At 58.4% G+C, this 22221-nt stretch carries 22 protein-coding genes; 12 read left to right on the top strand and 10 right to left on the bottom strand.

The window, feature by feature from the left end; all coding sequences use genetic code 11:
- Positions 1-28 precede the first annotated feature (28 nt).
- The 3 genes from IPI58_06810 to pdhA all read right to left on the bottom strand — a co-directional run bounded on the left by IPI58_06810 (position 29) and on the right by pdhA (position 3475).
- Entirely contained in the window at positions 29-1207 is a 1179-nt protein-coding gene (locus IPI58_06810; GenBank protein QQR68553.1) for a pentapeptide repeat-containing protein, read from the bottom strand.
- Between the two features lie 71 nt (positions 1208-1278).
- On the bottom strand, positions 1279-2415 hold the full coding sequence (locus tag IPI58_06805) for a pyruvate dehydrogenase complex E1 component subunit beta (protein ID QQR68552.1): 1137 nt from the start codon (positions 2413-2415) through the stop codon (positions 1279-1281).
- A 37-nt stretch (positions 2416-2452) separates the two neighbouring features.
- Positions 2453-3475 carry a pyruvate dehydrogenase (acetyl-transferring) E1 component subunit alpha gene (gene pdhA / locus IPI58_06800; GenBank protein QQR68551.1) on the bottom strand — a complete coding sequence of 341 codons (1023 nt, stop codon included), beginning with the start codon at positions 3473-3475 and terminating at the stop codon, positions 2453-2455.
- Between the two features lie 647 nt (positions 3476-4122).
- Here pdhA and IPI58_06795 point away from each other — a divergent pair.
- From IPI58_06795 to IPI58_06785, 3 genes are all read left to right on the top strand, one after another.
- The gene (locus tag IPI58_06795) at positions 4123-4866 is read left to right on the top strand and encodes a hypothetical protein (protein ID QQR68550.1); all 744 of its coding nucleotides are present in this window, start codon (positions 4123-4125) and stop codon (positions 4864-4866) included.
- Between the two features lie 374 nt (positions 4867-5240).
- Complete coding sequence (locus IPI58_06790) at positions 5241-5555, top strand: hypothetical protein (GenBank protein QQR68549.1); 315 nt, start codon at positions 5241-5243, stop codon at positions 5553-5555.
- Positions 5453-5803 carry an IS1 family transposase gene (locus tag IPI58_06785; GenBank protein ID QQR68548.1) on the top strand — a complete coding sequence of 117 codons (351 nt, stop codon included), beginning with the start codon at positions 5453-5455 and terminating at the stop codon, positions 5801-5803. The genes IPI58_06790 and IPI58_06785 overlap by 103 nt, the downstream gene beginning before the upstream one ends.
- Positions 5804-5826: 23 nt before the next feature.
- Here IPI58_06785 and IPI58_06780 read toward each other — a convergent pair whose 3' ends face one another.
- From IPI58_06780 to IPI58_06750, 7 genes are all read right to left on the bottom strand, one after another.
- Entirely contained in the window at positions 5827-6705 is an 879-nt protein-coding gene (locus IPI58_06780; GenBank protein ID QQR68547.1) for a hypothetical protein, read from the bottom strand.
- Positions 6706-7027: 322 nt separating this feature from the next.
- Positions 7028-7879 carry a type IV pilus biogenesis protein PilP gene (pilP, locus tag IPI58_06775; GenBank protein QQR68546.1) on the bottom strand — a complete coding sequence of 284 codons (852 nt, stop codon included), beginning with the start codon at positions 7877-7879 and terminating at the stop codon, positions 7028-7030.
- Complete coding sequence (pilO2, locus tag IPI58_06770; protein ID QQR68545.1) at positions 7869-9134, bottom strand: type 4b pilus protein PilO2; 1266 nt, start codon at positions 9132-9134, stop codon at positions 7869-7871. The genes pilP and pilO2 overlap by 11 nt, the downstream gene beginning before the upstream one ends.
- Positions 9134-10705 carry a hypothetical protein gene (locus IPI58_06765; protein ID QQR68544.1) on the bottom strand — a complete coding sequence of 524 codons (1572 nt, stop codon included), beginning with the start codon at positions 10703-10705 and terminating at the stop codon, positions 9134-9136. Before IPI58_06765 ends, pilO2 begins: the two co-directional genes overlap by 1 nt.
- A gap of 5 nt (positions 10706-10710) precedes the next feature.
- Positions 10711-11748, bottom strand: coding sequence for a TcpQ domain-containing protein (locus tag IPI58_06760; protein QQR68543.1), 1038 nt, complete (start codon positions 11746-11748; stop codon positions 10711-10713).
- A gap of 332 nt (positions 11749-12080) precedes the next feature.
- Positions 12081-12929 (bottom strand): phosphatidate cytidylyltransferase, encoded by an 849-nt coding sequence (locus tag IPI58_06755; protein ID QQR68542.1) that lies wholly within the window; start codon positions 12927-12929, stop codon positions 12081-12083.
- A complete protein-coding gene (locus IPI58_06750; GenBank protein QQR70068.1) occupies positions 12922-13659 on the bottom strand; it encodes an isoprenyl transferase in 738 nt (245 codons plus the stop codon). The genes IPI58_06755 and IPI58_06750 overlap by 8 nt, the downstream gene beginning before the upstream one ends.
- A gap of 303 nt (positions 13660-13962) precedes the next feature.
- Here IPI58_06750 and IPI58_06745 point away from each other — a divergent pair, with 303 nt between their 5' ends.
- From IPI58_06745 to IPI58_06705, 9 genes are all read left to right on the top strand, one after another.
- On the top strand, positions 13963-14466 hold the full coding sequence (locus IPI58_06745; protein QQR68541.1) for a hypothetical protein: 504 nt from the start codon (positions 13963-13965) through the stop codon (positions 14464-14466).
- An 85-nt stretch (positions 14467-14551) separates the two neighbouring features.
- Positions 14552-15184 (top strand): glycerol-3-phosphate 1-O-acyltransferase PlsY, encoded by a 633-nt coding sequence (plsY, locus tag IPI58_06740; GenBank protein QQR68540.1) that lies wholly within the window; start codon positions 14552-14554, stop codon positions 15182-15184.
- A gap of 10 nt (positions 15185-15194) precedes the next feature.
- A complete protein-coding gene (gene dprA / locus IPI58_06735) occupies positions 15195-16376 on the top strand; it encodes a DNA-protecting protein DprA (GenBank protein ID QQR68539.1) in 1182 nt (393 codons plus the stop codon).
- A 50-nt stretch (positions 16377-16426) separates the two neighbouring features.
- Positions 16427-16996, top strand: coding sequence for a hypothetical protein (locus IPI58_06730; GenBank protein ID QQR68538.1), 570 nt, complete (start codon positions 16427-16429; stop codon positions 16994-16996).
- 98 nt (positions 16997-17094) lie between these two features.
- The gene (gene fliF, locus IPI58_06725; protein ID QQR68537.1) at positions 17095-18774 is read left to right on the top strand and encodes a flagellar M-ring protein FliF; all 1680 of its coding nucleotides are present in this window, start codon (positions 17095-17097) and stop codon (positions 18772-18774) included.
- 15 nt (positions 18775-18789) lie between these two features.
- Positions 18790-19812: a flagellar motor switch protein FliG gene (fliG, locus tag IPI58_06720; protein ID QQR68536.1), complete on the top strand. Its 1023-nt coding sequence runs from the start codon at positions 18790-18792 to the stop codon at positions 19810-19812.
- Between the two features lie 14 nt (positions 19813-19826).
- Positions 19827-20516, top strand: coding sequence for a hypothetical protein (locus IPI58_06715; protein QQR68535.1), 690 nt, complete (start codon positions 19827-19829; stop codon positions 20514-20516).
- 15 nt (positions 20517-20531) lie between these two features.
- Positions 20532-20852: a flagellar motor switch protein FliN gene (fliN, locus tag IPI58_06710; GenBank protein ID QQR68534.1), complete on the top strand. Its 321-nt coding sequence runs from the start codon at positions 20532-20534 to the stop codon at positions 20850-20852.
- Positions 20853-20869: 17 nt separating this feature from the next.
- On the top strand, positions 20870-22219 hold the full coding sequence (locus tag IPI58_06705) for a sigma-54-dependent Fis family transcriptional regulator (GenBank protein QQR68533.1): 1350 nt from the start codon (positions 20870-20872) through the stop codon (positions 22217-22219).
- Positions 22220-22221: the final 2 nt, after the last annotated feature.

Genomic DNA, 22221 nt, shown 5'->3' with positions numbered 1-22221 from the left:
TGACAGAAGGAGGAAGTGGCCGTTCATCTTAACGGACAGACCCCAGAACGACCAAAGACACACGTCGGTTCATGGCTCGGCCATATTCGCTGGCGTTCGAGGCCACAGGTTCCGATTCACCCTTACCATCAACGCTTAGACGCTCTGGGTCAACTCCATAGGCCCGCGCCAATTCATACAACACGCTATGTGCACGGCGTTTTGAAAGACCCAGATTATAAGCGTCGCTCCCCACATCGTCGGTGTGGCCTTCAATCAAAATTTTCATCGAAGCCAATTTCGGATCCAGTAAAGCCTTGGCCATTTCAGCCACCTGACGCCTTGAATCGACGTTGAGACGGTCCGAGTTGAAGTCGAAATTGACGCTTAGGTCAATCCGTGCCGGAGCCCCAGCCACCGGTGGGCGCGTCAAAGCGGTAACGATGGTCGTCGAATCCGCCACGACCTTCGTGTCTTCGGAGCGCCAGGATTGGCGGTTGGATCCTTCCAACAGCGCGCCTTTCAAGTTCACATTGTTCAGCCGCGCATTGACCAAAATAGCCTGACGCAGATCGGCACCAGACAAGTCGGCATTTGTAAGATCAGCGCCCGTCAAATCCGCGCCCGCAAGCAAGGCCTGGCTCAGATTCGCATTGCTTAAAACCGCGCCGACAAGCCGGGCCCCGCGCAAATCCGCACCACGCAAATCGGCATTGGTAAAGCGTGCGCGGCTCAGATTGCTGCCTACGAATGACGCGCCGTCGAGCGTGGCATTAACGAAACTCGCTTCCACCAAATACTGGCCGCTGAAGTTCATGCCCGATAATTCTGAATTCGTGTAGCTTCCCACGTTAACGGGAGAAAGTTGTTGGGACACTGACTGCGGGGGATAGGAGAGCGGCTCTTTCCCCATGGGCTGAGCCGTGCGGGACACCGATGGATTGGGCGCAGAATTTGCCGTCTCGGGCACTGGCCCGGTTGCCGACCCTTTCGTCTCAATTCCGTTGGGTGTAACCACCATATTTGGCGTTCGTATTCCATCTTTGGTGATGAGCACACCGGGAGCTTCGATGCGGTCATTAGTGATGAGAACGCCGGGAGCTTCGATTCGGTCAGGAGTCACCACCGTTTGTGCCTGGACCGGGGAAATCAGATTCAGCGAGAACGCCATCAAGGCCAATATCCCGTACCCCAAAGCTTTGCGCGGGTTTTTGAATTCCAGAGTCATTTGCCATCCTCCCGTTTCGAATTCGTAGGTCAGGTTTCAATAGTTGCTTCGAGCCATCCACAGCAACACGATCAGCGGTAGCATACCTTTTTGGCCGCCGCCGCGATATCCTGGGCCTGAGGGATGGCCAGTCGTTCCAGATTGGCGGCATAGGGCAAGGGCACGTCCTTGGCCGCAACACGCGCGACCGGCGCGTCCAGCCAATCGAAGGCCTCTTCCATCAGCCTTGCGGCGATTTCCGCGCCGATGCCGGCCGTGGCCCAGCCTTCTTCCGCCGTGACCAAACGATTGGTCTTTTTGACGCTTTCGATGACAGTCGCCGTGTCCAACGGGCGCAGACTGCGCAAATTGATGACCTCGGCCTCGATGCCTTCCGCCGCCAGGGCCTGCGCCGCCTCCAAGGCTTTGCCGACCATGATGGAATAGGCGACGATGGTCACGTCCTTCCCCTCGCGCTCGATATGGGCCTTGCCGATGGGCAACACGAAATCCTCGTCCGTAGGCAGATCGAAATTCTGGCCATAGACCAACTCGTTTTCAAGGAACACCACCGGATTGGGGTCGCGGATCGCGGCCTTGAGCAAGCCCTTGGCATCCGCCGCATTCCACGGCGCCAGCACGATCAAACCTGGAACCTGCGCGTACCATGACGCGAAGTCTTGCGAATGCTGCGCGCCCACGCGCGCCGCCGCGCCGTTGGGACCGCGAAAGACGATGGGGCAGCCCATTTGTCCGCCCGACATATAGCGCGTCTTGGCCGCCGAATTGATGACGTGGTCGATGGCCTGCATGGCGAAATTCATAGTCATGAATTCCACGATGGGCCGCAATCCGCCAAAAGCCGCGCCCACGCCCAGACCAGCAAAGCCGATCTCGGTGATGGGCGTGTCGATGACGCGCTCGGCCCCAAATTCTTGCAACAGGCCTTGGCTGACTTTATACGCGCCTTGATATTCGGCGACTTCCTCGCCCATCAGGAACACCGTGGGATCGCGGCGCATTTCTTCGGCCATCGCGTCGCGCAAAGCGTCGCGCACCGATTGGTTCCGCACGCCCGCGACCGTCGCCGGAGCCGGAACGGCGCTGACGACCAGCTCGGCCCGGCCGCAAGACGTGGGGAAACGCGCTTCGTCCAACCCCGCATTCAAAGCGGGGATGACGGGGACGACCGGAGAGGTCTGTAGGGCGGTTGCGGCGAGCATGCTCATGCGTGTTCCTCCTTATTTTTTGTTCGGCCCGTTATGTTCAGGCCAGGACATCCGTGTACAATTCGCGCTCATCCGGCTCGGGGCTGGTCTGGGCGAAATGGGCCGCCTCGGCCACCTCGTCCTTAATCCCGGCCTCGATGGTCTTGAACGTCTCGTCCGTCACGTTGTGATGCGCCTGAAGCCAAGCGCGCAGGCGTTCGATCGGATCCTGTTCGTCGCGGATTTTTTCGACTTCCTCGCGGCTGCGATACTTGCCCGGGTCCGACATCGAATGGCCGCGATAGCGATAGGTTTGCATTTCCAGCAACACCGGTCCTTGACCTGAACGCGCGTGCTCCAACGCGCTGGCCGCGGCCTTGCGCACCGCCAACACGTCCATGCCGTCCACCTGATGCCCCGGAATGCCATAGGCGTCGCCGCGCCGATGCAAATCGCCCGCCGATGCGCGCTGCGTGCTGGTGCCCATGCCATAGCGGTTGTTTTCAAGGACAAAGACGATGGGCAGTTTCCACAAAGCCGCCATGTTGAACGTCTCGTATACCTGCCCCTGATTGGCCGCGCCGTCGCCAAAATAGCTGACGCATACGCCGCCGTCTTTTTTGTATTTATGGGCGAAGGCCAATCCCGCGCCGATGGGCACCTGGGCCGCGACGATGCCATGTCCGCCGTAGAACCTCTTTTCGGCGCTGAACATGTGCATCGAGCCGCCCTTGCCCTTGGAATAGCCGCCGATGCGTCCGGTCAGTTCGGCCATCACGCCGTTCGATTCCATCCCGGCGGCCAGCATATGGCCGTGGTCGCGGTACGAGGTGATCACGCTGTCTTGCGGGGCTTGGACGGATTGCATCCCCACCACCACCGCCTCTTGACCGATGTACAAATGGCAAAAACCGCCGATCATCCCCATGCCGTATAACTGGCCGGCTTTTTCCTCGAAACGGCGGATCAACACCATGTCGCGCCACAGGCGCTGACCTTCCTGGGCGGAAATCTGCGCCCCGGCGTCGCGTTTGGACGCCTTAGGGGACACAAGGATCGGCCGTCTGCTGGCGGCTGGCATATGTCGTACCTCCCTGGTTCCATTTTATGCGGCGGCCTTCTTGTCGTCCGTCATGTGACGGGTGACCGCTGATGCATGTGGCTCTTATCTCTGACGCCATTTGAGTTAAAGTTATCTTAAGTTGCGCTGCAGCAACAAGCACTTAGCCTGATGCCAGCTAAAGCAATGGAATTTAACACTCGGTGAAGGATTGTATGTGCAGAGCGGGGGATCATGTGACCCTATAAAAAGAAGAGACACTTAACCTAAGATAGTTTTCATGTTAAGCTTGCCGCCTTACTCTTGGAAGGAGGCGGTTAACCGTGCCCTTGTTGTTCTGGTGGGGTGGGTGAGGTTTCATGCACAGGTTGAAAAACAAACCGTGTGCAAGGTATGCCAATCCACCCATTGCCGGGTGTCTTGTCGCCTTGGCAAGGGGCCACCGCCCCGTTGCATCCCTGCGAGGGGCTTTGCCCCTCTGCGCGTCGCGCATTCACCCCAGGATATTTCTGACAGGGTAACGGGGGGAATCAGGGATGACGGGGCGGGATGGAATTGCTAGGGTCGGGATGCGGTACAGGCTGGAAAGCCGATGACCGCACAGGGTAACGGGGGGGGCGGTCTTCTCGCGTGAGGGAGCTGCGTTTCCGTATGGCAAGGCCAACAGCATGAGGCAAATCAATCAGCGCGGTATAGCCATTGGCCCGATCCTGTACATCGTGGCAATCCTAGCCGTCTTGGTCTCTGCCATTGCGGCGGGGTCGGGTTCGTTCAATAGCGATACCTCCGCCGTCAAAGCCAAAGCACAGGCAACGGCCTTTCTTGAATATGCCGATGAAGTGAAATTCGCTGTGGATAGGGTATTGGGAAAGGGCTTCACAGATACGCACGTGTCTTTTGAAGAAACGTCAGGCTTATCCAAGCGCCCAAATGGCACGATCATTGATCACACCAATCCCAATTGCACGCAGAGCGACTGCAAGGTGTTTAATCCAGAGGGCGGGGGCGTTATCCCGCGCTTGATGCCAGCGGGTGCGGTCGTTGATCCATCAACTGTTCCATCTGTTGCGAATTCTTGGCATCCACAGAGTTTTAAAATAACAACCAGGCGCATTTTAAATGTCGGCACAGATACGGGAGCGGGGGGCACCGAACTTGTCTTACTGGTTGGCCGCCCGAAGAACTCTGTCTGCATGAAGATAAACGACATGTTGGGGATCCCAAATCCGGGGGGGAAACCGCCTATCGATTCTTGGGATTGTGGCAGCAGCGCTTTTACTGGCGTGTATTCGGTTTGTAATGATCCTATAGGAAATTCAGTCCCTGCTCTGGCCGGAAAATTGGCTTTTTGTTTGAGTGATGATGGGACTGAGTCGAATAATGGCTTAGTTAGAGTCTTGATTTCCCGATGATAACGGGACAAGGCTTTTCATTCCACCCTTTGCCAACGCGCAAACCGGTCGATAGGGTTCGAGTGTCTCCATTCCTTTGGTATCTGTGGTTTCGAAGCGAAATCCAATTCGCTGCATATACGATCATGTATATAGTCAGGCCATATTATTTCCGAGACACTTAACCTAAGATAGTTTTTATGTTAAGCTTGCCGCCTTACGCTTGGAAGGAGGCGATCATGGACGGTTTGGTGTGCAAGAAGTGCGGCGGCTGGGAGCACGTCAAAAGCGGTTTTGTGCGGGGGTTGCAACGCTATCGGTGCAAGGGCTGCGGATGCAACTTCACAGCCACGAAGCCACGCGGCAAGCCGGCGGCGATGAAGGCGCTAGCGGTATTGTTGTACGCGATGGGCAACTCCAGTCAGGACATGATCGCGCGGCTGTTGGGCGTGAGCCATGTGGCGGTCTATAAGTGGCTTCGCGCCGAGGCCGAGGCAACTCCTGAGCCGTCCGCTCAGCCGTCCGAGGGGATCGTGCAGATCGACGAGATGTGGCACTATGTCAATGGGGAAAAAACAAGATTTGGGTTTGGCGCGCCTATGATCCTGTGGCACGGCGAAGCTTGGCCTGGGAGCTGGGTGGGCGTGATGATGCGACCTGTCAAAGGCTCCTCGACAAGCTCGGTGGCGTTCAGGGAAGAGTCTTCATGACCGACGATGGGGAGGGCTTCCACCGTCTGATCCCCCAAGACCAGCTATTCACAGGCAAGGACTTGACCTTCCCCATCGAACAGGACAACAGCCTCGTCCGACATTACCTTGCCCGCTTCCGACGCCGATCCAAGGTTACCTCTCGCGCCAGACACATGGTCGATAAATCCCTGCGCCTCCTCGCTCACTACCTCATCCCGGAAAACTACGCCTTACGACAAAATCAGTTCTTATCTATCTTTAGTTAAATGTCTCGTAAATAAATACCGATTCATCGCGTTATAAGGACGCGGAAATAGTAGTACCCACCACCGGGTGGGGGGTTTATGTTCGATGTGTTATCAAAACAGCCCTGAAGCGCGCCGAGGTTTTCAATCGGATTGCTGTACACGCTATCAGTTGGGATGCCGCCATTATTGCCTTGGCCAGTATAATAAGTTCCATCGAAGTATTGATGACCATTGTATCCATATAGTGGGAATCCATTTGGCCCTAATACAGCTGGCGGCATTGTCGCATTTTTATTTTTGAGCCCAGTTATATTATTGATTTGTAAACATACATCTTTAGTCAGCCAAGGCAGAAACATAACCAAATCAGCGCTGGCACTGCCATCAACGTAATAACAGGGAAAATGACTCGAATTACCACCTTGCGGGTATCGCCCACCAGTGCCAACGCCCATGACACAGATTGAAGCAAATCCGTAATTACCTAGTGTCACCCTACCTACATATGTAGCTGTATCATAGTCAGCCTGACTCTGAGCGCTCGATTGTGGGGTCTTCCATATAATCCCGCCGCCATTTTGATCAAAGACATGGCAGGATTTATCGGCGGGCGCATTCGCGTTTGTATAACCGCTGACGATAGGGTTTTCAAAACTGATTTGCGTGTCGGTGCAGCCCCTTCCCAATACCCTATCCACGCCCATTTTAACGCTGTCCGCATATTCAAGAATGGCGGATGCTTTGGCCTTGGCGCTGACTGCGGAAGTATCGCCACTGAACGAATCCGACCCCGCCGAAATGGCCGCGGCGATGACGGCCAGAAGGGCCACGATGAACAGGATCGGGCCAATGGCTATGCCTGATTGAGAGCCTAAATTAAATGCCGATACCCGGCAGGGGGGGGCGGGTTCAGCGCACACATTGCATCTCTACAAGGATTAGGTGTAATTCGAGGCCCTTAATTTACTGCTTAAAAAGCAGCTTGTACAGGGACGCAGTGCCTAGACACCGTCCATATATTCCGACATGTCGGCAGCATCATGCTTCGTACCGAAAACAACTACGTCAAGTTTGCGCGGGGATCAACCAGATAGATCAGAAAAGCCGTGGCCATCATGGGCAGACAAAAACAAACATGCCCACCTTTTAGAGGTGGGCATGAAAGCTCAACAACGTGTCACCAACATGGGAAGACCGAGAGCCAACAAGCCGATCAACTTCAGCTTTGGCCTCTTCCGCGTTTTAATCTTGGCTGCGAACGCCCGTGATCAAGCGGGATGAAGTCTGCACGCTCAGCAGCTCTGTCTTTCTTCCATGCTTGACCATCACACCTTGCAAGGTCACAGAACGGACCATCGTGCCATCGGGCAGCTTATCACCCGCACGGACCGGGATAACCTTGCCATCTTCCGAAGACATAAGCGCCTGATAACGACCTTCGACGCCGGTGATTTGATCAACCTTATAGGCCTTCATCTCAGGATCATCGACTTCGTCATCCGAAGGGCGATAGCGTTTGACAGCGCCGCGTGAGGAAGAAGCAGGCATCTGGTCGACAACCGGAGGCGGGGCCATCTGCAGAGTAGCGGCCGGAATCATGCCGGCAATACCACCACCCGATGCTTCCTTTTTACGATCATTACGGACTTTTTCGATCTGCAACAACTTCTCTTCAATCTCAAGCAGCAACTGCAGCCGCGCCAAGGAATCCTGCGCTTTGGTCACGTCTTCCAAAGAGACAATCTTCGCGCCTTGAAGTCCTGTCACAACATCTTTGGTGGAAGGCGGAATGACCGGACCTTCGCCCATCGGAGACAAAGGATCGACAGGAGGCACCGCACCAGGCGCTGCCGCATTCGGTCCTACCGGGACTGGCGCTGGACCCATGGGCATTGCTCCGGATGGAGCTTGGCCCATAGAGGGCTGCACGCCAGGAGCCTGAGCTTGGGGAACGGCCGGGACCTGGACCGAAGGTGCCGCATTGGAATTCGGAGCCAGATCAACAGGCTGAGCCATGGCCTGGGCAGCGAACAGGGCAACGGCCACAGTGGCGGCGCTTCCGATCACGGACAGCATGCGGGAGTTATTTTTCATGGCGCTTCTCATAAATCATTCCCTCCATTGTCCAGGAGCCGGATGTTGTTTTGACAGTCTTCACAACTAACCCCGGCACATCTACAAAGCTTTGCATGTTCGCCCAAGGCGTCCCCATAAACTTGAAGACAACCTTGTATTTCACCCATTCAGGTGGTGGCGGTGGTGGAGGCAGCTCGCCCACATAGCCGTCCGGTACTTTCGGCGGCGGCACAGGATCATCCGGCTGCAAGCTCAGTTCCGACAATTCCCAATTCCGATTAAGGAATGTCTGTTGTACCTGCCTGTTGCCCCACAATTCCTCTGCACCACGCTCGGGCGGCATTTTCACAGGAACCGTGCCTTGCCACTGATTCGACAACATCGTTGGAGGCTCTGCCCCCGGCGGCAATTCTGCCGGCCCTGCCGCACGCGTCCATGTTACACTGGCGGCACCATCGACACAGGACATATCCCCCGCTTGCCATCCGGCAACGCCGACAGGAAGCGTTCTTAGCGCATCCATGCAAGCCTGCAACCATTCAGTCGCACGTGGGCTCATTTCCCATGTGCGTGGCCACGGCGGATAAACCTCTTCCGTCGTCAATCCATTATAATTCTTTTTCTGAAGCTGGGATTCCTGCTCCTGACGCGCCATACGTTCCTGATCGGCACGGCGCTGTTCGGCCTGCCAAAGGTTCCACGCGACCACGCCGCCGCCCAACAATAAGGCCACAACGACCGTCGCCACCACAGCCTGCCGAGAAACTTCAACCGGCTTAAGAGTGCATTCAGCGCGCCCCTGAAGCAAAAGGGCCAAAGGTGTCGAGTCGATCGAAGGGATGGACCATCCCTCAGGCGCATAAACTCTTTGCAATCCGCCTAAATTGACTTCCTGAATCAGACGCTGCCGAGCTTCGTTTTCATCCTCGTAGATCGCATCGCCATCAGGGGTGATGAGATCCTCGCGAACAATGATAACGCATATGCCCTCACGCAAACGGAATGCGCCGGCCCACGAACCTGGATAGGACTCAGCCAAGGTCCCTGCCAATGAGGGCAGACCTTGACGATGACCCAAGGCATTTTGCCCCAAGCCAAATTGTGGCACGCGCCCAGAACGATTTTCAGCTCGAACGGCGACAAATTCTGTCGGCGGCGAAGACTGCCTTGCGGCTTCCCTTGCCGACTGAAGGACGCGACCACTGGGGCTAATCTGCCAATACAGATTAACTGCGTAGTCGCGCCGTCCAATACTGACGACCCCGTTGGTCATCAATCGCTCTCCTCACGAGGATCTCTCAGCTCTTGCGGTGTCATGGCAATGAACATCACCGAGCGAGACTTCTGATTGCGTTGATCCCCGCCCAAGAAGATGTTGTTCGGGTCACCCACGCCCTGATTGACCATGGTCGAGGTATCTTGATCATATCCCGCCAAAAGCAACGTCGATCCGCTGCGCAGCTTGCTTTGCTGGACAAAGATACGGTTCGATGTCTCAGGCAACTGGATCGATGAGTCGGAACTGCTGAACGAAGATATCTTGATCAGGTCGATCAGGCTCAGCGAGTACTGCATCATAATGCGTCCATCCGGCAGCAGACGCGGGGTCAGCTGCAGAGAGAACCCATCACGCACCGCGCCCGGCGTCAAAGTCGTCGTCTGCAAATCTCCCGAGATGGTCGATTGAGAAGACTGCAGATAGCTGATGTCGCGTCCGATGCGTCGAGATACCGTGCGGTTGTTGAGGGTCGTCATGGGGAACTGCGCCACACGCGCCACATTACCCATGGTCGAGAGCATCTTAAAGATGCCGCCCACTTGACCCACCGTGTCCGGGTTCAGGATCGCCACATTCAACGAGCTAGCCCCTGTAATGGCCGCCGCGCTGGGCCCCACGAAATTTGCTCCAAAACCGCTGAGGCGCTTCAAAGCCGTGCTGAAGTTGGCGTTGAAATCTTCATCCGATCCCAATTCGACCGAATAGATTTCAACATTGATGGCCACCTGGCGCGAGAGGCGCTTGTTCTCTTCTTCCAGATAGCGAGCGACGATGCGCATCAGGTCTGGCGTCGTCACGACCGTCACCGTACCCGTGGTCGGCGACACGCGATAGCTACCCACGCCACCCATGACGGTGTTGAGGGTCTCACCCACATCCTGCCAGAAGTCCAAATCGGCCTTCATCTTGGAATTTTGCTTGAGGGTGTTGGTGCCGCCTAGCGACGACGTGACCGTGCTGGTACTGCTGGTCGTCGTTGTTTCGTCCTGGATACCATCCTCGAAAGTCTGCTTGCCGGGCATAGCCTCCATCACGAAGACGCGCGTCTCAAACTTCGAGAGCGTGATCGCCGAGCCATCGTAGCGCCATGACACGCCAAAGCGGCTGCTGACATAGTTCAAAAGACCTGAGAGAGATCCCTCGTAAGCCAGGCGAACGCCGCTGGAGTCACCCGCCTCGGATCCCTTAGAGGCCGTCTCACCTGCGCCGTCAATCATGCGCAAAGGGATACCCGTTTGGGCTGATATCTGACCAATGATTTCCGGCAACTCCATGGGAGCGGCAGAAACCAAAGCGACCGATCGTGAACCTTCCCACCGAGAAGGAAGCGGCTGACCATGCTGCATATAAACCGACTGATTACCGGCCCATACGGCGTCAATGACTTCCAGCGGACGATGCCGCAAGGCAGGGGCCGGCTGGCGGGCGCGATCGACTCCTTCAGCGGCAACAGCTGCGCGCTCGTCTATCGTTTTTTGAATTTCTTCTGTGCGACACCCGGCCACCACCAACGGGATGGACAGAGAAAGCGCAACGATACCGCGCACGCGATTCGACGTGATCATGTCCATCAGCTCCCGTAATGATTACCGCGGGTTTGCACCACAAGGACGGCATGTCCCGACCCCGGATCGCGGTAGAAGCGACCATAGGGCACAGGCTGAGCATCCTCAAATCCTGAAATCAGTTTGCTAACCGCATCTTCGAACGTGCCCGTAAAGCCGGCCGATGCCTTGACCGGATAGTCATAGTCGGCCTGCCAGCTGAGTTCCACATTCGCCTGCTGGCACCACAGGTCCAGCGTTTTGCGTAGTGTATCTCCACGAGTGACGCCCCAATTCATCGGGGTTTCGACGGCAGGGATCTTCTGAACAACCGCAGGCTCAGCCGCAACCATCTGAACAGGAGCGGCAACCGCCATAGGAGCCAGAGAAACAGAGGCCGAGGACATCGGTGCCAAACTGGTCGGAGCGGCCGCAACAGGCGGCACGACATTCGCCGCCGCGATCGGTCGATCCACCACCACATTCGGACTGGTCGCATTGCTGTCGATCCGAGCGATCAAGCCAGCCGGAGCCAAAGCATCTTGCAGCACATCCATCCATGGACGGCCGCCACGCCATGTGATCGGCGTTGCAGGATCGGCTGTCGGAGCAATACTGAAGGCATAACCGGCAGGCAGTATCTGACGCAGCGCCACCGAGACAGGAACGCGATCGCCAAATCCTTCAACCACGCCAGGTGCCTTGGCGGCGGGACCGCCCACCACGATTGGCGCGGAGGCCGGGGCCTGAACGACCAAAGGCCCATCGCCAAATTGCGTGACCTGGGCCGGGATCGGGGCCATCGCCACCGGAGCCGCTGAAAGCGGCATCGGAGCAGGCGCATAAGCCGCGGCCGGAGCCATAGGCTCAGGCGTCACGACCACAGGGGCCTGGGCCACCGGAGCTACGGGAACGACAGGCACGACAGGCGCAGGCACTGCCGGGCTGACCCATTGGAAACCTGCCGAGGCCATCATGGGAGACAGCAACGTCCCGCCCAGAACCAGGGCAGACAGAGCCGTACGATGCCAGGCGTTCCCGTGAAATTGCTTTGCGATGCTCATTCTCATCCTACCCCTAAGGTGTCGTCATTTGTGTGCTGCGACAACGCCAGTGCGGCGACAACCGGTTTGCGTTAGCCCGTCGGGACAAGGCTTTGAACGCTTTCTCTTCATGTTTGGCCGTGGCGAACCCGACAGCATCCCCGACCTGAAGTCGCCTCAACTTAGTCATAAAGGCCGCCCTGTGCAATCTTTGACTTCCACGCGCATCGCTGCAGGAGCATGGCTGTTGCAATCAGGTGACAGGTCGCTAAAGGATAAAAATATATACGCATTTCATGTCGGTTATATAATAACCTTTGATCTTCCAATGGTATTTCGGACATTCCGTGCGCTTATACGGCCCATGAAACAAAGCCGATCCACGCCACCAATAAATGGCTATCGACACGATCTAAGAATCCACCATGGCCAGGAAGCGCTGTTCCCGCGTCTTTGGCCCCGAATCGGCGCTTCGCGAGCGATTCGAGCATGTCGCCCGTCTGCGCCACGAGAGCCAAACCCAGACCCAGCAAAGTGGAGAGGGGCCAGCCCATACCGAATTCCACCAATCCAGCCGCCACCAGAACGCCGCCCGTCACAGCCGAAAGAATCAGTGCGCCCACCATGCCCGACCAGGTTTTCTTGGGGCTAAATTGAGGGCATAGCTTAGGTCCGCCAATCCAGCGACCGGCGAAATAACCGCCCGAATCAGCGGCGATGGACACCAGGATCAAATAGGTCGCCCAGGATGTGGCATGCACGATCAGCGCCATCATCCCCAGACCAGCGCCCACGATATAGGGTAGTCCCGCCCCCAGCCAAGGTGCCGCCCAAGTGCTGTCACGGCGACATAGCGACAAAACGCCCGGCAAAGCCGACAGCCCCAACAAGGACACCAACCACGTCAAGAAATAGCGATGCGCATCCATCTGAGGCAGATACACCCAGTAAACGCCAAGCGCCACGGCCATCACCGCCAAAAACGCCAAGGCCAAGCTTCGGCTGTTTTTTTTCTGTCGCGCGGTGGGAACGGCGCGCGTCACCAGCAACAGCCATTCCCAAATGGTTACCAGCGTGATGCCATACACCACGAGCGACAAGACCCGGGTTCCCGCCCACAGCGCGCCAAGCATCGTCACCGCCAGAACGGCGGCCGAGATCAGACGGCGCGGCAAATCGGCCCAGCGACGACGGTCACTCACCCGCGCCTCCATAACGCCTTTGTCGTCCCATGAAATTTTCGACCGCGCCGCGCAAGTCATCCGCGCCGAAATCCGGCCACAACGTATCCACAAACACCATCTCGGCATAAGCCAATTGCCAAAGCAGGAAATTGCTGATGCGCTGCTCGCCGCTGGTGCGGATCAACAAATCGGGATCGGGGACATCATGCGTGAACAGCGCCTTCGAAAAGGCTTGTTCGTCAATCTGATCAAGCGTCAGGCGGCCTTGAGCCACAGCTCCGGCCAAATGTTGGGCGGCAGCGACAATCTCGCCCCGCCCGCCATAGTTTAAGGCGATCGTCAGGTGCAGACGCTGATTGCCACGCGTTAAAACCTCAATCTGTTCCATGGCTTTTTGGATATCGGGAGCAAAGCGTTCACGTTCGCCGATGATCCGCACCCGCACGCCTTCTTTGTGCAGCGCGTCGCGCTCGCGCTCTAGATACAGGCGTAACAGAGACATCAAGGCATCGACCTCGAAAGCCGGGCGTCGCCAATTCTCGCTGGAAAAGGCATATAGCGTCAGATAACGAATATCTTGATCGACGCAGGCCTCGATGGCGCGGCGCACGGCCTTAGCTCCCTCACGATGCCCTTCGGTACGAGGAAGATTGCGCTGTTTCGCCCAACGCCCGTTGCCGTCCATAATAATAGCCACATGGGTGGGCCCTGGCGCCTTCGGTCCTGACGTTTCAGGTCTTTCCACCATCAAGGCGACACAATTCGACATACCCACATCCCCCTGCGACCCCCAATGACTCTCTCAGCACAACGGCCGGCGCATCTTCATCATCCCAGCCGCAGAACGCAAGGCTGGAATCTAAGCGCCGTTACCATACTCAAAAAAGACCAAGCCTCGCAATCGCCTCACTTTTTCCCTAGCTTTGGAAAAAAAACGAGTTATGATGCATGTATATTACTTGCAAACAAAAACTTTCACCGTCCGCGTGTCAACTTTCTGATTGCGGAAGTGGAGCAGGGGTGGCGTGGGTGGTCTGTAAGGGGAATAGGCATGGAGAGCAACCCGTTGACACATAATGAGGCCACCGGCCCCGATAAGTTAGAAGCATCAGGCTCGGACGACGCCAGCTCCACGTTGGTGTGTGGAAAATCCGTAAATTGGACCGATCAGGACGAGGAATTGCGTAATCTTTGGATGTTGGGGGAATCTAAGGAAGAAATCGCCAAGAAACTGGGACGTTCCCCGCCTGCCGTCATGACCCGTGCGGCGCGTTTAGGACTGTCTCGCCGCTTTGCCCCCGGCCGCAAGCCACTGACAGCGGACGAAAAAGAAGAACGCCGCCGCGTAGGCGTGCCTGTGGCTGCATCTGCGCGACGTCAACCCATCGCCGCGCGCGAAGGTGCCGCCACCTTGCTGCGCGTGTGCCTGATGTGCTTGACGCGCTTCGAATCGACCGGGCCACACAACCGCATCTGCCCCTTATGCAAGAACTCTGCCGCCTACAGTGCCGCCAGTCGTCTGCCGGATATGGACTTCCCATCGGCAACGGAATAACGGGATGAGGAATATCGTCCTCAAACGTCGCGTTCCGCCTTATACTACGCGCCTTAGCCCCGCACATAAGTAATTTGAGGAATACATGTCCATATCTCTTCTGTCTGCCCTGGTGCCGCTGGGTTTAGGCTATGTGCTGGGCAGCGTCCCTTTTGGCTTGGTGCTGACACGCGCGGCGGGAACGCCGGACCTGCGCAGCATCGGTTCGGGCAATATCGGCGCGACCAATGTGTTGCGCACCGGCCATCGGGGCTTGGCCCTGGCCACCTTGCTGCTGGATGCCGCCAAGGGCGCGGTTGCCGTGATTCTGGCCAGTGGCATGGCGCAGGCCTGGCCCGACTTGCTGCCCCACGCGCCAGGTTGGACGGCCTTTCTGGCTGGCTTAGGCGCTGTGTTGGGGCATCTGTTTCCTGTTTGGCTGAAATTCAAGGGTGGCAAGGGCGTCTCGACGGCGCTGGGCGTCTTCCTGGCCTGGTCGCCTTTGATGGGCGGCATCGCCGCCGCCGTCTGGCTGATCGTGGCCGCTACCACGCGCTATTCCTCGCTGGCCGCGTTGATGATGATGGCGGCTGCAGGAATAGGTGCCGTCTTGCTGGACATGCCCGCCCCAATCTTGTTGGGGGTGCTGCTGATTGTCACATTGGTTGTCTGGCGACACCGCGACAATATTCGCCGATTGCTGCGGGGCGAAGAGCCGCGCATTGCCACGCGCCGCTAAAGGATAGCTCATGCCCACACGCCCCTTGACCGATGCCCAGCGACTCGACTGGTTGCGCCTGGCGCGTACCGAGGGCGTGGGGCCGATTACGTTTCGTAATCTGTTGCGCCGCTATGGCAGCGCGGCGGCGGCACTCGATGCCCTGCCCGATCTTGCACGACGTGGTGGACGCGGCTCGCCGCTGCGGCCATTCGATAAGACCAAGGCCCAAGCCGAGATCGACGCCCATCAACGCTGCGGTGCCAAGCTGATCGCCTGGGACGAGCCGGATTACCCCGAAAGTCTGGCCGCGACCGAGGACGCCCCGCCTTTATTGACCGTTCTGGGCCACGGGCACTTGCTGCAACAACGCTGCGTGGCCATCGTGGGCGCGCGCAACGCCTCGCTGAATGGCCAGCGCATGGCGGGACAATTGGCGCGTGACCTGGGCGCGGCGGGAATCATCGTGGTATCGGGGCTGGCGCGCGGCATGGACGCGGCGGCGCACCGCGCCGCCTTGGTCAGCGGCACCATCGCCGTCATGGCCTGCGGCGCGAATGTCATCTATCCGCCCGAAAACGCCGATCTGCACGCTCTGATCTCGCAAACGGGTGCCATCATCAGCGAAATGCCTCTCGACACCGACCCTCAGGCCCGCTTATTCCCGCGCCGCAACCGCATCATCTCGGGCCTGTCTTTGGGCGTCGTGGTGGTGGAAGCGGCGGATCGCTCCGGCTCTTTAATCACAGCCCAACGCGCCTTGGACCAGGGGCGCGAGATATTCGCCGTGCCCGGCTCGCCGCTTGATCCGCGCTGCAAAGGCAGCAACGGCCTATTGCGCCAAGGGGCCAATCTGGTCGAAAACGCCGCCGATATCTTAAACGTCCTGAACGCCGCGCGTCCCCGTCAATTGAACGAGATTTCGACCTCAGCTCTTAAGCAAAGCGAAGCGGAAGGCCATTGCACGGATGTGGACGTGGCCGAGGCGCGTCTGCTGTTGGGCGGCTTGTTGGGACCAAGCCCCGTGCAGATCGACGATCTGATCCGCGCCTGCGACCTGAACCCAGCCGCCGTGCTGACCGCCTTGTTAGAGCTGGAGCTGGCGGGCCTGGCCGTGCGCGAACCCGGCCAAAGGGTCTATTTGCTGTCTTCGCCCGAGACAGGCTCGGACTCCATGCCTCCGTCTTCCCATTCGGAGAAGATCGCCTCATGACGATGTCTTGTTTTAGTCACACCGCCATAGCAGGATTGGCATGCAGCCTGATGACGAGTGCCGTCGCCCATGCGCAAACCCGCACGATCAACGAGTCCTACTTTCCCTTGCATGTCGAAAGCCGCTGGACCTATCGTTGCACGACCAAAGGCGAAGACCCGTTCACCAAGACCGTCACATTGGGCACAGAACCCACCATCCGCAACGGGCTGAGCTATTTAAGCGTGACGACACAAATCGGCGACAATAAGAATCTGGCAAGCATGTATTACTATGCCGACTCCAAAGGCATCGTCTGGGTCGCGCCGACCAAAAGCCCCGACAAAGCCATGGCCGTGGCGGCCCAGTCCCCCAAGCCCGGCGAAAAAATCGAGGATATGAGCGTGGCTGCGGCCCCCGAAATCATGGAAATTCCTGCCCTAGGAACTCAAGAAGTCATGCGCCTTGAAAATTTTTCGCTCGATGATTCGGAAATCACGGATGAGCGCCGAACGGAATGGCGCGCGCGCTATTACGCGCGCGGCGTGGGGTTGGTGGCCGAGTCGGACGGCTTGGGCAACAGCTGCGAACTGACCAAATACCGCATCGGCGCCTTCACAATTCCACCAAAAACATTTTGATATTCAACGATCTTCGTTGTGGATGGGCAAAAAATGCCCAGTGTTAAGGGAGTCTTCACCAGCTGCCCCCTATGACTTCAGGGAAGGGGGAGATGAAGATGGACGCCATATTCCAGACCATGCGCTCGTTGGGCGGGATGCGACTGATCGTGATCGGCGGCACAGCCGTGGCCACGGTCGCCTTCTTCGCCTTCTTGATGACGCGCATGTCATCGCCCGACATGGCTTTGCTGTATAGCGGCCTTGACCCTGCCGATGGCGGGGCGATCGTCGCCAAATTGGACGCCCAGAAGATTCCCTATGAAGCCAATGCCGGCGGCAGCGAAATTCGCGTGCCCTCGGACCAGGTGGGCAAATTGCGCATGCAGATGGCCGGACTGGGTCTGCCCCGGGGCGGATCAATCGGCTATGAAATCTTCGACCAGAAGGACAGTTTCGGCGTCACCGGCTTTGTCCAGAACCTGAACCATCTGCGCGCCCTGGAAGGCGAATTGGCGCGGACCGTGGGCACGCTGGGCCCCGTCAGCAAAGCGCGGGTGCATCTGGTTCTGCCACGGCGCGAATTATTCGGCCAAGGGTCACAAGAAGCCACCGCCAGCGTCTTCTTGCAATTAAGAAATCCGCTCGCGCGTGAACAGGTCGGCTCAATCCGTCAATTGGTGGCTAGCGCCGTACCGGGTCTATCGCCCAACCATGTCGCGGTGGTGGATGACCGGGGGACCTTGCTGGCCTCCGTCCAAGATGGCGCCACGGAAGGCACAGGCGATTCCAGTAACAATGATGACCGACGCGCCACTTATGAGCGCGGCGTTCAGCGCAAGATCGAAGAGCTGCTAGCCAGCACGGTCGGCTTTGGCAAGGTCCGCGCCCAAGTCTCGGCGGATCTGGACTTTGACCGCGTGACCACCAGCACCGAAAGCTACGACCCCGACGGCCAGGTCGTGCGATCCACCCAAACCTCGAGTGAGCAAGGCTCGACCAGCGACAGCGCGGGCGGCGCGACATCGGTCAGCACCAATTTGCCCGCCAACGCCAAACCCGCAGACGGGGGCGCAGGCAACGCGAACAGCACAAACCACAGCGAAGAAACCGTCAATTACGAGATCAGCCGCACCACGCGCAGCCATACGCGCGAGTCGGGCGTGGTGCGCCGTTTGTCGGTTTCCGTAGTGGTAGACGGCGTAATGGAAAAGGATGCCGCAGGCAAAGAGACTTGGCGCGCACGTAGCGCGCAAGAGCTGGATCAGATCAAAGCCCTGGTACGCTCGGCGGTCAATTTCGATCAAAAGCGCGGCGATGTGCTGGAAGTGGCTAATCTGCGCTTTACCGATAGCGATCTGGGGGCCAGCACCGCCGAAGAAAAGATCATGGGCCTGATTCCACAAGGCGAAATGGGCCGTTTGATGCACCTGGCAGAAATGCTGGCCATGACCTTGCTGGGTTTCTTGGTGTTTTTCACCGTTGTTCGCCCTTTAGTGCGCCGCTTGCTCGAGGAACTGCCTTCTCCAGCCGGTGGCAGCGGCGGCGGCGGTGCCATGGGTGGAGCGGGTGCACCTCAGCTAGCCGACGGATCGGGCCGCATGCAATTAGCGCCGCCCGGGGGTCTTGGACAAGAAGGCGAAGGCGGCGAAGGGTCGGCGTTGGAACAGATGATTGACATTTCCCGCGTCGAAGGCAGGGTCAAGGCGTCCTCGCTGCGCAAGGTGGGCGAGATCGTCGATCGCCATCCGGAAGAGGCCGTCGCCATCTTGCGTAACTGGATCTATCAGGAAAGCTAAGGGAAGCACGCTGCCATGGCCGTCCGCGTACGCGAAGACATACGATCACTAACGGGGGCCGAAAAGGCCGCCGCCTTCATCCTGTCGCTGGGAGAGGAACATGCCGCGCATTTGATCCAGCATATGGGTGATGACGAGATCAAGGAATTGTCCCAAGTGATGGCCAATTTGGGCAATATCAGCGCCAATCTGGTCGAGCGTCTCTTCGTGGACTTTGCCGATCAAATGTCTTCGTCTGGCGCTTTGGTAGGAAGTTTGGAATCCACAGAACGCCTGCTGATGAAGGTGTTGGACCGCCAGCGCGTGGACAGCATCATGGAGGACATTCGAGGCCCCGCCGGGCGCACGATGTGGGATAAGTTGGCCAATGTGAACGAGGCGCTGCTAGCCAACTACCTGAAGAACGAATATCCGCAAACCGTGGCCGTGGTCATGACGCGCATCAAGCCCGACCATGCCGCGCGGGTGCTGCAGCAATTACCCGAAAGCTTCGCCATGGAAGTCATCATGCGCATGCTGCGCATGGAGGCGGTGCAAAAAGACGTATTGGACGATATCGAACGCACCTTGCGCACCGAGTTCATGAGCAACCTGGCCCACACCAACCGCCGCGACGCGCATGAAGTGATGGCGGAAATCTTTAATAATCTCGACCGCAGCAACGAGGCCAAGTTCCTGAGCGCCCTGGAGGAACGCAACCGCGACGCGGCCGAACGCATTAAGGGGCTGATGTTCACCTTCGACGATATGTCCCGCCTGGCACCGACCGCCATCCAGGCGATCTTGCGTATGGCCGACAAGAGCAAACTCCCCACTGCTCTCAAGGGCGCAAACGAGGCGCTGCGCGACCTGTTCTTCTCGAACATGTCTGAACGCGCCGCCAAGATGTTGCGCGACGAGATACAGAGCATGGGACCGGTGCGTCTGCGCGACGTGGACGAAGCGCAAGGCAGCCTCATTCAGGCGGCCAAGGACCTGGCGGCCAAGGGCGAAATCGCCATCGCCCGTAACAACGACGAAGAAGAGATGATCTACTAAGGACGGAAATCAGCATGACGGCAGACAGTTCCAGCACGAAATTTCTTTTCGACCGATCGTTCGACTCGTCGTTCGATGGCGGTGCCGCGCGCGCCAAGCCGACGGTGACGCTGGAGCAGGTGCAAGCCGCGCGCGAGGAAGGGTATGCCGAGGGCTTTCGCGAAGGTGCGCAAGCAGCTTCCCAAGGCACAGCACAACGTCAGACGGTGCTGTTGGCACATCTGGAACGCTCGATCGCCCGCCTGCTGGATGACGCCATCGAGGCGTGCAAGCGCCAGGAATCCGCCGTCGTCGACTGTGTTCTGGCCATTGCGCGCAAGATTCTGCCCGACTTCATCTCGCGCCAAGGCTCGGGCGAGATCGAGGCCTTGATCATGCAATGCCTGGCCGAGCGACACGGCGAAACACGTCTGGTGGTGCGCGTGCATGACAGCCGCCTGGACGAGTTGCGCTTAAACGTCGAACGCCTGGCCGAACAGGCCGCCTATGCGGGCAAACTGGTCCTATTGGCCGATGCCGCCCTGGCCGAAACCGACTGCCGCATCGAATGGGCGGATGGAGGAATCGAACGCGATACCGGCCAAATCTGGAACGAGATGGATAAGGCCGCCGCGCGTGCCTTGAACGATCGTGCGTCCGGCACCGGGTTGATGGTGCCAACCGTGACCGAAACCTCGCGCAATACAACCGACGTTGCCGTCTAAAGGAGTCGAAAAGTCATGTCCGAAGAAGACCTGAGTCTGGAAGAGCTGAAACCCGGTGTTCCTATGGCGAATGCAGGCACCGCAAGCGTCAGCGAACTTTCCGCCGTTTACGAGATCAATGTCGAGGTCTCGGCCGTGCTGGGCAAATCCATCATGCCCGTCAACCAGTTGCTGAAACTGGGACGCGGCGCGGTGGTGGAATTGGATCGCAAGGTCGGCGAGGCCATCGACATCTATGTGAATGACCGATTGGTGGCGCGCGGCGAGGTCGTGGTGGTGGAAGACCGCCTAGGGATCACCATGACGGAAATCATCAAGGCCGATCATCAAAGCTAAAAAGGGGATAAAAGATCATGCGTCTGCTGATCGTCGGCACATTGGAAGGTCCGGTCACCGAAGCCGGCCGCATCGCCCATCGGCGCGGTGCGCGCGTCGCCCATATCGAGGGGATCGACGGCGCGTTGGCGGCGCTGCGCTCGGGCCAAGGGGCCGATCTGGTTCTGTGCGACGTGCGCTTGGACGTCTCGGCCTTCATCGCGGCACTTAAGGCGGAACGTATCCATGTGCCGGTCGTGGCCTGCGGCGTCGGGGTGGATTCGGCCACCGCCGTGCGCGCGATCAAAGCGGGAGCCAAAGATTACCTGCCCCTACCGCCCAATGCCGAGCTGATCGCGGCCATGCTGCAAGCGGTGACCGAGGAAAGCCACACTCTGGTGGCCGAGGACCCTGCCATGCAATCGGCCATCTTGCTGGCCGAGCGTATGGCTCCCAGCGACGCTTCGATCCTGATTACCGGAGAATCCGGAACAGGGAAAGAAGTCATCGCCCGCCACATCCACCGAAAAAGCAAACGCGCCAAGGGGCCTTTCGTCTCGGTCAATTGCGCCGCCATCCCCGAAGCCTTGCTGGAATCCGAGCTGTTCGGCCATGAAAAAGGCGCCTTCACCGGTGCGGTCGCAAGACGGCTCGGTAAATTCGAAGAGGCCAATGGCGGCACGCTGCTGCTGGACGAAATCAGCGAGATGGATTTGCGCTTGCAAGCCAAGCTACTGCGCGCCTTGCAAGAGAGAGAGATCGACCGCATTGGCGGGGCGCAACCGGTCAAGGTGGATATCCGCATCCTGGCCACGTCCAACCGCGATTTGGAAGCCCAAGTGCGCGGCGGGCTGTTCCGCGAAGACTTGTTCTTTCGTCTGAACGTCATGACCTTGCTTTTGCCGCCTTTGCGCGAACGCCCGGCGGATATCGTGCCTCTGGCCACTTATTTCGCGCGTAAATACGCCGCGAGCAACGGCCTGGCCGATTTGCCGCTCAGCGAGGGGGCGGCCGAAGCCTTAAAACGCCATCCTTGGCGCGGCAATGTGCGCGAGCTGGAGAACACCATGCACCGCGCCGTTCTGTTGGCGCGCGGCGACGACATTCAGGCCGAGGCCATCATGATGCCCGGCTCGACACCCGCCGCCGCGCCCAATCCGGCATCAGCAGAGGAAAAGAAGGATCTGTCCATGGTCGGACGCAAGGTGGCCGATGTCGAACGCGATCTGATCATCGGCACGTTAAGCCATTGCCTGGGCAACCGCACCCACACCGCCAATCTTTTGGGTATCTCTATTCGAACTTTGCGCAATAAACTGCGTCAGTACAGCTCGGAAGGCATCAGCGTGCCGCAGCCGGGCATCGAAGCGGACGAGGCGAGGGCCTAGAC

The organism is Alphaproteobacteria bacterium, assembly GCA_016699305.1.
In the GTDB taxonomy this organism is placed as follows: domain Bacteria; phylum Pseudomonadota; class Alphaproteobacteria.
Note: the sequence above shows the minus strand (reverse complement) of the source record. Positions and strands in the feature narration are given on the sequence as shown.

Coding starts and splice junctions, on each gene's coding strand:
- IPI58_06795 (QQR68550.1), top strand. CDS start 4,123: ATGAGGCAAATCAATCAGCGCGGTATAGCCATTGGCCCGATCCTGTAC.
- IPI58_06760 (QQR68543.1), bottom strand. CDS start 11,748: ATGAGCATCGCAAAGCAATTTCACGGGAACGCCTGGCATCGTACGGCT.
- IPI58_06805 (QQR68552.1), bottom strand. CDS start 2,415: ATGAGCATGCTCGCCGCAACCGCCCTACAGACCTCTCCGGTCGTCCCC.
- dprA (QQR68539.1), top strand. CDS start 15,195: ATGCCCACACGCCCCTTGACCGATGCCCAGCGACTCGACTGGTTGCGC.
- IPI58_06715 (QQR68535.1), top strand. CDS start 19,827: ATGACGGCAGACAGTTCCAGCACGAAATTTCTTTTCGACCGATCGTTC.
- fliG (QQR68536.1), top strand. CDS start 18,790: ATGGCCGTCCGCGTACGCGAAGACATACGATCACTAACGGGGGCCGAA.
- IPI58_06730 (QQR68538.1), top strand. CDS start 16,427: ATGACGAGTGCCGTCGCCCATGCGCAAACCCGCACGATCAACGAGTCC.
- IPI58_06745 (QQR68541.1), top strand. CDS start 13,963: ATGGAGAGCAACCCGTTGACACATAATGAGGCCACCGGCCCCGATAAG.
- IPI58_06705 (QQR68533.1), top strand. CDS start 20,870: ATGCGTCTGCTGATCGTCGGCACATTGGAAGGTCCGGTCACCGAAGCC.
- fliN (QQR68534.1), top strand. CDS start 20,532: ATGTCCGAAGAAGACCTGAGTCTGGAAGAGCTGAAACCCGGTGTTCCT.
- IPI58_06750 (QQR70068.1), bottom strand. CDS start 13,659: ATGGTGGAAAGACCTGAAACGTCAGGACCGAAGGCGCCAGGGCCCACC.
- plsY (QQR68540.1), top strand. CDS start 14,552: ATGTCCATATCTCTTCTGTCTGCCCTGGTGCCGCTGGGTTTAGGCTAT.
- pilO2 (QQR68545.1), bottom strand. CDS start 9,134: ATGACCAACGGGGTCGTCAGTATTGGACGGCGCGACTACGCAGTTAAT.
- fliF (QQR68537.1), top strand. CDS start 17,095: ATGGACGCCATATTCCAGACCATGCGCTCGTTGGGCGGGATGCGACTG.
- pilP (QQR68546.1), bottom strand. CDS start 7,879: ATGAAAAATAACTCCCGCATGCTGTCCGTGATCGGAAGCGCCGCCACT.
- IPI58_06810 (QQR68553.1), bottom strand. CDS start 1,207: ATGACTCTGGAATTCAAAAACCCGCGCAAAGCTTTGGGGTACGGGATA.
- IPI58_06765 (QQR68544.1), bottom strand. CDS start 10,705: ATGATCACGTCGAATCGCGTGCGCGGTATCGTTGCGCTTTCTCTGTCC.
- pdhA (QQR68551.1), bottom strand. CDS start 3,475: ATGCCAGCCGCCAGCAGACGGCCGATCCTTGTGTCCCCTAAGGCGTCC.